The following is a 235-nucleotide window of genomic DNA, read 5'->3' on the forward strand; positions in this document are numbered from 1 at the left end:
CTGAGCCTTGCCGTGCTGCTGGGCGGGCGCCTGCTGCTGGGGGTGGCCCAGGGCCTGATCGGGGTCGGCACCATCAGTTGGTGCATGGGCCAGGTCGGCGCGGAGCACACCGCGCGGTCTATCTCCTGGAATGGCATTGCCTCCTACGGCGCTATCGCCATTGGTGCACCGTTGGGGGTGCTGATGGTCCAGCAATACGGTTTCGTCAGCCTCGGCATCGCCTTGTCGAGCCTGG

The 235-nt window shown here is 66.8% G+C and carries 1 protein-coding gene; it reads left to right on the top strand.

Annotation, left to right across the window (positions count from 1 at the left end; all coding sequences use genetic code 11):
* Window positions 1-235, top strand: a 235-nt coding sequence (locus tag R0J88_RS23550; protein ID WP_410901396.1) for a hypothetical protein, incomplete at both ends; no start/stop codon positions are given.

The sequence above is a fragment of the Pseudoalteromonas sp. SIMBA_162 genome (assembly GCF_046535955.1).
Taxonomy (GTDB): domain Bacteria; phylum Pseudomonadota; class Gammaproteobacteria; order Enterobacterales; family Alteromonadaceae; genus Pseudoalteromonas; species Pseudoalteromonas marina.